The organism is Mucilaginibacter pedocola (assembly GCF_002013915.1).
Lineage (GTDB): Bacteria > Bacteroidota > Bacteroidia > Sphingobacteriales > Sphingobacteriaceae > Mucilaginibacter > Mucilaginibacter pedocola.
Window position 1 is genome coordinate 183,902 of sequence record NZ_MBTF01000005.1, and the last position, 8,590, is coordinate 192,491.

Consider the following 8,590-nt stretch of genomic DNA (forward strand, 5'->3'; position numbering starts at 1 on the left):
ATGAATCTTTAAATCGTGTTAAAATTCCGCATTCTTCGGGAACCTTGGGAAAGGTATCACATCCCTGATGTTGCCCATGCCGGTTACGAAGAGTACCAGGCGCTCGAAACCAAGGCCGAAACCAGCGTGCGGGCACGAGCCGAAGCGGCGGGTATCCAGGTACCACCAAAGTTCATCTTTAGGGATGCCCAACTCGTCCATACGGGTTTCCAGTTTATCTAAACGTTCTTCCCGCTGTGAGCCACCAACGATCTCGCCGATGCCCGGGAAAAGGATATCCATAGCGGCAACGGTTTTGCCATCGTCGTTCTGGCGCATGTAGAACGATTTTATCTCTTTAGGGTAATCGGTCAGGATCACCGGTTTTTTAAAGTGTTTCTCCACCAAATAGCGCTCGTGTTCCGATTGCAGGTCGGTACCCCAGCCTTCAACCGGGAACTGGAATTTCTTCTTTTTGTTCGGTGTCGATTCGCGTAGGATCTCTATCGCCTCGGTATAAGTTAAGCGCTCAAAATCGTTAGCTAAGCAAAACTGCAGTTTATCCAGCAGGGCAAGTTCCGAACGTTCGTTCTGTGGCTTTTGCTTTTCTTCGTCGAGTAGGCGCTGGTTCAAAAACTGCAGGTCTTCCTGGTTTTGCTCCAATGCATAGCTGATCACATATTTCAGCAATTCTTCGGCCAGGTCGGCATTGTCTTTTAGTTCGTAGAAAGCCATCTCCGGCTCTATCATCCAAAACTCCGCTAAGTGGCGGGTAGTGTTAGAGTTTTCGGCACGGAAGGTTGGGCCAAAAGTATAAATATCGCTCAGGGCCATAGCACCCAGCTCGCCTTCTAACTGGCCGGACACGGTAAGGTTGGTAGACCTGCCGAAGAAATCCTTCGAGTAATCTACCTCACCGCTTTCGGTACGCGGTACATTGGCCAGGTCGAAGTTAGTTACGTGGAAAGCCTCGCCCGCACCTTCAGCATCAGATGCGGTGATAACCGGCGTATGCAGGTACACAAAGCCTTTCTCGTTAAAAAACTTGTGTATAGCGAACGACAGGGTGTTACGTACACGGAAAATAGCGCCAAAAGTATTGGTGCGGAAACGTAGGTGAGCGATCTCGCGCAGGTACTCCAGGCTTGGGCGGTTCTTTAATTGCAGCGGATATTTATCCGGGTCGCAATCGCCCAGTACCTCAATAGTTGATGCAATTACCTCAACAGTTTGGCCCTGGCCAAGGCTGGCCGCCAATTTACCGGTAACGCTAATGGCGGCACCAACGGTGATGCTTTTCAACAACGTTGGGTCGGTGTTCTCAAAATCTACTACGATTTGCAGCGTGGCATTAGTAGAACCATCATTTAAAGCAATAAAACGATTTTGACGGAATGCCCGTACCCATCCTTTTACCGTTACATCAATACCGGTTTCCCCGCTTTGCAGTAATGCTTTAATTTTAATTCGCTGGCTCATATAAAAAATATTTTGAGCGGCAAAAATACAATTATTTGTCTGAATCAGAATTTACAGGATTAGAGAATGAACAGAATCTAATTGAGGTGATAGTTTTATAGGTTACGCGTTTTCTTTTGAAACTAAACCGCTATCATTCTGAAAATTCTAAAATTTTGCAAATTCTGATTCAGGCGCTTACCCTATGCCAATAAATTCTGAAAATTCTAATTCAGACATTATCTAAGTTTGCTTCTATGAACCCAAGGTTAGCCCTCGCCATTGGCATTTTATGCATTTCTTTCTCGCCCATTTTTGTAAAGCTGGCGGGCGTATCGCCTTTGGGCGCGGCCTTCCACCGCGTGGCCATTGCCTGGCTGTGTATGCTGCCTTATTGCCTCATCAAGAATAAACTGAAGATACAGCGCAAACAATTGATAGTAGCCATTGCGGCGGGTATGGTATTCGCTACGGATATTGCGGTTTGGAATATATCGCTGCTTAAGATCAGTGCAACGGTATCAACGCTTATTGCCAACCTGGCACCTGTTTGGGTGGGGCTGATAGGCTACCTGTTGTTTAAAACCAAGTCGGGCAAGTTGTTTTGGCTGGGTACTTTTATAGCCATTACGGGCATGGTGGTGCTGGTAGGGTATCAGCATATTTTGCACCTCGAGTTTAACGTCGGAATTTTGCTGGCGCTGCTGGCCAGTTTTTTATATGCCAGCTACATCCTCATCAGCAAAAATATTATGGCGGGGATAGATGTGTTTACCTTTATGTTTTACAGCATGGCCAGCTCGGCCATATTCCTGCTGGCGGTAAGCGGCTTTACCGGTGACAACTTGTTTAGTTTCCCCTTACCCGTGTGGCTATGTTTTATAGGGACAGCAATAATTTGCCAGCTTGTGGGCTGGCTCACCATCAACTATTCGCTCCGCTACCTCGAATCAGCACGGGTAGCCATTGCATTGCTCAGCCAAACCGTATTTGCCGGAGTGTTGGCTGCCTTTCTGCTTAACGAGCATTTAGCATTTAACGAAATTGCCGGTAGTGTGATTGTGCTGGCGGGTATTGCAGTTACATTTTTGAAGCCGAAGGTTGCTGCGGTTGTTTAGGTTTCTGTGATTTGCCCGATAATAATTAAATTGCAGCGAAGCAATTAATTATGCCGAATAGCTACACCCAGATCCATATCCAGTTTGTTTTCGCGGTAAAGTATCGTGCGGCGTTGATAGCCGACGAATGGAAAGATGAATTAATGATGTTTATTACCGGTATTTTTCAGCATAACGATCACAAAATGCTTCAGATAAATACCATGCCCGACCATGTTCACATTTTTATCGGTATGCGGCCACATCAGGCGGTGTCCGATCTGATCAAGAATGTTAAAACGGAGAGCAGTAAATGGATCAAAGCAAAAAAGTTTTGCCAGGGCAGTTTTGCGTGGCAGGAGGGCTATGGAGCGTTTTCTTATGCGAAAAGCCAGGTGCCGGATGTGATCAGGTACATTCAAAATCAACAGAAGCATCATCAGAAGAAAACATTTCTTGAGGAGTACCGGGAGTTTCTTACCAAGTTCGAGGTGGAATGGGACGAGCAATACATCTTTAAAGAGCTTGAATAGCATTGCGGCCATTCATAAAATGTTCCTATGGAACATGAATCTTGTTTGCTTTTTTTCTACCCATAAAGCGTTCCTATGGAACGCGGCCCGGTCAGCTTTCGGTTCCATGTAAAGTATTTTGGGCGTTAACCTTGTCCCAGCGGGACATCTTATCGGTAGAAAAAATAAAACGATCAAATTGGATGTCCCAGCGGGACATTTTATGGGTAGAAAAAAATGCAAGGAAACCATGTTCCATCGGAACATTTTATAAATAGCCAATACGCAAATCCCGATGCCTCTAAAAGAACGATTATTTGTTCAACGATAATTTTCTATCTTTAAAGAACAACTAACGCCCGCAAACCTTTACTTTTGCAGGCTCGCTTGTTTTTATCTATGATCACCAAACCCACCATCGACCGTATAATGGAAGCCACAGATATTGTGGAGGTGATAGGTGAGTTTGTACAATTAAAAAAACGCGGGGCCAATTACGTAGGGCTTTCTCCCTTCGCCAACGAGCGTACGCCATCGTTCACGGTGTCGCCGGCCAAGGGCATTTTCAAAGATTTCTCAACGGGTAAGGGCGGCAGCGCGGTTACCTTCTTAATGGAGCTGGAAAAGTTCACCTATCCTGAAGCGCTTAAATGGCTGGCCAAGAAGTACGGCATCGAGATAGAAGAGACGCAGATGTCGCCCGAGGATAAGGCGGAAGATAACCGCCGCGAAAGCCTCATGATCGTATCGGGCTATGCCGCCAAGTTTTTCCACGAGAGTTTACTGGATACGGATGAAGGGCAGAGCATAGGCCTAAGCTACTTCCGCGAACGTGGCTTCACCAACGAAACCATCAAAAAATTCGAGCTGGGCTACTCGCCCGATCAATGGGAGGCCTTTAGCAGCAGCGCCATCCGTAATGGCTACCAGGAAGAATTTTTGGTAGAGAGCGGGCTATCGGTAAAACGGGATAACGGTACGCTGTATGATCGTTACCGTGGCCGGGTAATGTTCCCTATACATAGCTTTACCGGCAGGGTAATAGCCTTTGGTGGCCGTACCCTGAAAACCGATAAGGCAGTACCCAAGTATGTAAACTCCCCCGAATCGGAGATATACCATAAATCAAACATCCTCTACGGGCTGTACTTCGCCAAAAAATCCATCCGCGACGAAGATAACTGCTATCTGGTAGAAGGCTATGCCGACGTGCTCTCGGTTTCGCAGGCAGGCATAGAGAATGTGGTAGCCTCATCGGGTACCTCGCTAACGGTGGAGCAGATAAAACTCATTAGCCGCTTCACCAAAAACATCACCATTTTGTACGATGGCGATGCGGCGGGCATCAAAGCATCGTTGCGCGGGCTGGATATGATATTGGAGCAGGGGCTCAACGTAAAAGTAGTTTCTTTCCCCGACGGGCACGATCCCGATTCGTACGTGCGCAAGGTTGGAACCGCTGCCTTCAAAAAACACATTGAAGAGAACCGTAAGGACTTCATTTTGTATAAAACCACGCTGCTGTTGAAAGATGCAGCGGGCGACCCTATAAAACGCGCCGACGTTATACGCGAGGTAGTAGAAAGCATTGCCAAAATACCTGATTCTATCAAGGCATCGGTATTTATTAAGGAGTGCAGCCATATTATGCAGATAGATGAGCGCGCACTGCTATCCGAACTGAATAAGATGCGGATGGCTAAGGCCAAAAAGGATAGCCAGCAACAGGCCAACCAGGCCAGCCGTAATCAGCCGCAGTACGATGATGTAGCCCCGCCGGATGAGCTGATGTACATGGAGGAGATGCAGGGAGCTCCTGCCGATCCCAAAACGGCCATCATTGATGCACAGGAGAAAGAAATAGTGCGCCTGCTGTTGCTCTACGGGAATAAAATGATCAATTGGGATGGCATTGCCAACACCTACATTGGCCCTTTTATGATGCTGGAGCTGAACGATGTAGAGTTTGATATTGCCGCCTGCAAGCAATTTGTAGAAATATACCGGCAGGAAATGGATAACGGCGTACTGCCCGATGAACAGCATTTTATCCACTATCCTGATAAAGCTATTGTTGACCTGACGGTGAACCTGCTGGCCACTAAATATATCCTGAGCGAAAACTGGTACGAGATGCACAAGATACTCGTGTCCGACGAGCAGGCCAACATGAAGGCCACCATCCTGGGTGCTATCTTCCACCTTAAAATGCATAAAGTAGGTAAGATACTGGAGAACCTGCGTAACGAACTGCAAAAGCCCAACAGCGATGCCGACCAGGATATTCTGCTGAACCAATACATGCACCTGAAAAAGGTAGAAAAAAGTATTTCGGATTACTTAGGCTCGGTGATATTAAAGTAGATGCGGGAGACGGTTTTCATATTGGCCATTGTTTTAAATGTGATGCTGCTTCTTGCGCTCGGTCCTTATATAGATAGCTTAATTTTATTAGTTATACCATCTGTTTTTATTTTAGTATTTGGCGCCTTTTTGTGGTATTCCCCTTATGTTAAAAATGAAAATTTAAGAAACATTGGATGGGGTGTATTTGTGGGCAATCTGGTAGCAATCGGTATTGAAGCGATAATGCTCGCCGCCCTTATGTTTAAATTTCGCGACATAAATTAATGGCAACCCACAACGACCTTGGCCGCAAAGGCGAAGCTATTGCCAAAGCCCATCTGGAAGCCAATGGCTACGAAATAATGGACGAGAACTGGGTTTTCGGCCGGGCGGAGATCGACCTTATCGCCTATAAAAACAAAACCATTATATTCGCCGAGGTGAAAACCCGTACAGGGAATAGCTTTGGCGAGCCGGAGGATTTTGTGGATGCGCGTAAACAGCGTTTACTGGCCGATGCCGCCGACGAGTACATTTATTTGATGAACCACCAGGGCGAAGCACGCTTTGATATCATCTCCATTTTGTACGACCGTAATAACAATTATACATTAAAACATATAGAGGATGCCTTTTGGCCCTCGGCTACATAAACCATGAATAAGAGAATATTATACTTTGCCCTTGTAGCGCTATTGGCTTTTGGCTGCAATGGCTGTAAAGATAAAACGGATACTGCCGGGGATATTATGATCAGCCCGGATGCCGGTACTACCTACAAATCGGGCGATGAGGTTTCGGTTAGCGTAAAATACCCTGCTACGGTAAAGCCCGATTCGATAGTTTACATGCTGGAGGCACAGAAGCTGGGTACTAAAAGAGATTCGACAGCTATTACATTTAAGACCGACACATTGGTTTTAGGAGCACGCGTTATCACTGCAAAAGTATACCAGGCAGGCAAGGCCGATGAGGTAACCACCAATATTGTACTGCTTGCTGCCAAGGCCCCCGAAGAACTTACCTTTAAGGTAGAGAAAGTTTTCCCGCACGATACTTCATCGTATACCGAAGGCCTGGTTTACCAGGATGGTGTTTTGTACGAAAGCGATGGTGGCCGCGTTGCGGAAGGCACTGGCCAATCGAGCATTCGTAAAGTAGACCTGCAAACCGGCAAGGTGCTTAAAAAAACAGATATCGACCCAAAAATCTTTGCCGAAGGTATAGTGGTTATTGGCAATAAGATAGTACAGCTTACCTACACCGAGCGTATTGGTTATGTGTACGACAAAAATACCCTGCAATTGCTGAGCACCTTTAATAATAACGTGGGTATTGAAGGCTGGGGGATGACTTATGATGGTAACAAGATTTACATGGATGATAAAACCAACCGCATCTTCTTCTTAGATAAGAACGATTACCACCAAACAGGTTTTATTGATGTATACGACGATAAAGGTGCTGTAAGCCAGGTGAACGAACTGGAATACATCGACGGGAAGATTTACGCCAACGTTTACCAAAGCGATGATATATTGGTGATAGACCCTAAAACCGGCGCTGTACTGCAAAAGATAGACATGAAAGCCCTTTACCCCGAAGCCAGCCGCAACACCAATGCCGATGTGCTGAATGGCATAGCATACGACAAAGCCACCGGCCGCATCTTTGTAACCGGCAAAAAATGGGATAAATTATTCCAGGTAAAGTTTGTGAAGAAATAGGCTTTTCGGTTTGCAGTTTGCGGCGGGCAGTGTGGCAGTTTGCGGAGCGCAGTTTGCACATTACTATAGTGCTTTAATAAACGATGTCATTTCGAACCCCGAAGCGCAGGATGGTGCGGAAGAGGGTGAGAAAACTTCGACACTGCGCTAATCGGTAATGCAAAGCCGTAATACCGTTTATTCAAAGCGTTAATGCGTAACGTTCAGGATTTCTCCTCACCCCGTTCTCTGTCCCGCGCTTCTGTTCGTTCGAAATGAACTGTGTTTAAAAGCAAATAATATTTGAATAATTTTCCTGATATGTTGAGTTAGTTTTAGCTATTGCAAAAGCTTGCTTTAGCAACTTATTTACGACTGCGATCAAAGCAACTTTTTTGGCTTTTCCTTTTGCCAGCAAGCGTTCATAAAGCTCCCGGCAGGCTTTATTGCAGCGTTTTGCGCTCCATGAGCATACATACAATGAGGCCCTGATCGCAGACATGCCCATTTTACATATTCTTGGCCTGCCTTTTACACTGCTGCCCGATTCGAACAGGCGCGGGCATGTCCCAATGTAAGAGCTTAATTTACTGCAATCGCCGAAACGCTCGAAACCACCGCTTACCAGGATGAGCATTATCGCTGTTTTTTTGCCAATGCCAGGTATGCTTTTCAGTCCTGATAGCATTTGCCCATAATGTTCAAGAACGATCTTTTCCATGTTAGCTGAAAGCCGTGATATAAGTTGTTTAAGGTGGCATAGCTCTTTTTGTATCGTCTGCCTCAGTGCTTTTTGCATCATTCCTGTAGCTGTAAAGCTTTCAAGCTGGTTGCTTAACACAGTATGCTGCTTGCTCAATCCTGATAAAATGGCTTCTGTTTGCTGTAATTCTACCACATGCTGCTGTGGTGGGGCCCATTGCTCCGGCTTAGCCATGGCACCATACTCTGCGATCAGGAGTGCGTCTTTCTTATCTGTTTTAGCCCGGGACATACGCATTTGGCTGTAGCGGCGAATCACCAAAGGATTTACCACACTTACCTTAATGCCCTTCGTATGCAGGAAGCAAGCAAGCCTTAAATAATATGGGCCGGATGCTTCCATCACGATATGGCTATCTGTATCCAATAGCTTTAAGAAGCCGTCGAAGCCTGTAGTTTCGTTGCTGAACTGATAATGGCGTCGGCCGGCTGATACGTCAAAGGACGCTTTTGAAATGTCTACACCAATGTAATTTGCATGAGTTTCCATAACTTTGTTTTGAGATAAATACTGTAGAAGAACCTGCTTTACTGCTTATCAATCCTACATACAGGCTCTTGTGGCCTAATGAACTGTTCAAGCTTGTAAGCAAAGGGGTAAAGTGATCTGCATTTCGAACGGCTTCCTACAGCCAATGACAACTCGTGATCTTTCTCTTTACCCTTTTTCTTCTACTTTAAATTTACTCTAAACACTTAACTTTTTCCTATAAGCAAACATAGGATGACA

General features: G+C 45.9%; 7 protein-coding genes. 5 read left to right on the plus strand and 2 right to left on the minus strand.

Annotated elements, in window-relative coordinates:
* Positions 1-18 precede the first annotated feature (18 nt).
* Positions 19-1,458, minus strand: a complete 1,440-nt coding sequence (asnS, locus tag BC343_RS08970) for an asparagine--tRNA ligase (protein WP_078347435.1) — start codon at positions 1,456-1,458, stop codon at positions 19-21.
* A 236-nt stretch (positions 1,459-1,694) separates the two neighbouring features.
* Between asnS and BC343_RS08975 the strand changes: the two genes are divergently transcribed.
* The 5 genes from BC343_RS08975 to BC343_RS09000 all read left to right on the plus strand — a co-directional run bounded on the left by BC343_RS08975 (position 1,695) and on the right by BC343_RS09000 (position 7,119).
* Positions 1,695-2,555 carry a DMT family transporter gene (locus tag BC343_RS08975; RefSeq protein ID WP_078347436.1) on the plus strand — a complete coding sequence of 287 codons (861 nt, stop codon included), beginning with the start codon at positions 1,695-1,697 and terminating at the stop codon, positions 2,553-2,555.
* A 50-nt stretch (positions 2,556-2,605) separates the two neighbouring features.
* The gene (gene tnpA, locus BC343_RS08980) at positions 2,606-3,067 is read left to right on the plus strand and encodes an IS200/IS605 family transposase (protein WP_078347437.1); all 462 of its coding nucleotides are present in this window, start codon (positions 2,606-2,608) and stop codon (positions 3,065-3,067) included.
* 378 nt (positions 3,068-3,445) lie between these two features.
* Positions 3,446-5,410, plus strand: coding sequence for a DNA primase (dnaG, locus tag BC343_RS08985; RefSeq protein WP_078347438.1), 1,965 nt, complete (start codon positions 3,446-3,448; stop codon positions 5,408-5,410).
* A 266-nt stretch (positions 5,411-5,676) separates the two neighbouring features.
* Positions 5,677-6,045 carry a YraN family protein gene (locus tag BC343_RS08995; protein WP_078347440.1) on the plus strand — a complete coding sequence of 123 codons (369 nt, stop codon included), beginning with the start codon at positions 5,677-5,679 and terminating at the stop codon, positions 6,043-6,045.
* Positions 6,046-6,048: 3 nt separating this feature from the next.
* The gene (locus tag BC343_RS09000) at positions 6,049-7,119 is read left to right on the plus strand and encodes a glutaminyl-peptide cyclotransferase (RefSeq protein ID WP_078347441.1); all 1,071 of its coding nucleotides are present in this window, start codon (positions 6,049-6,051) and stop codon (positions 7,117-7,119) included.
* A gap of 265 nt (positions 7,120-7,384) precedes the next feature.
* Here BC343_RS09000 and BC343_RS09005 read toward each other — a convergent pair whose 3' ends face one another.
* Positions 7,385-8,350, minus strand: a complete 966-nt coding sequence (locus BC343_RS09005; RefSeq protein ID WP_078347262.1) for an IS110 family RNA-guided transposase — start codon at positions 8,348-8,350, stop codon at positions 7,385-7,387.
* Positions 8,351-8,590 lie beyond the last annotated feature (240 nt).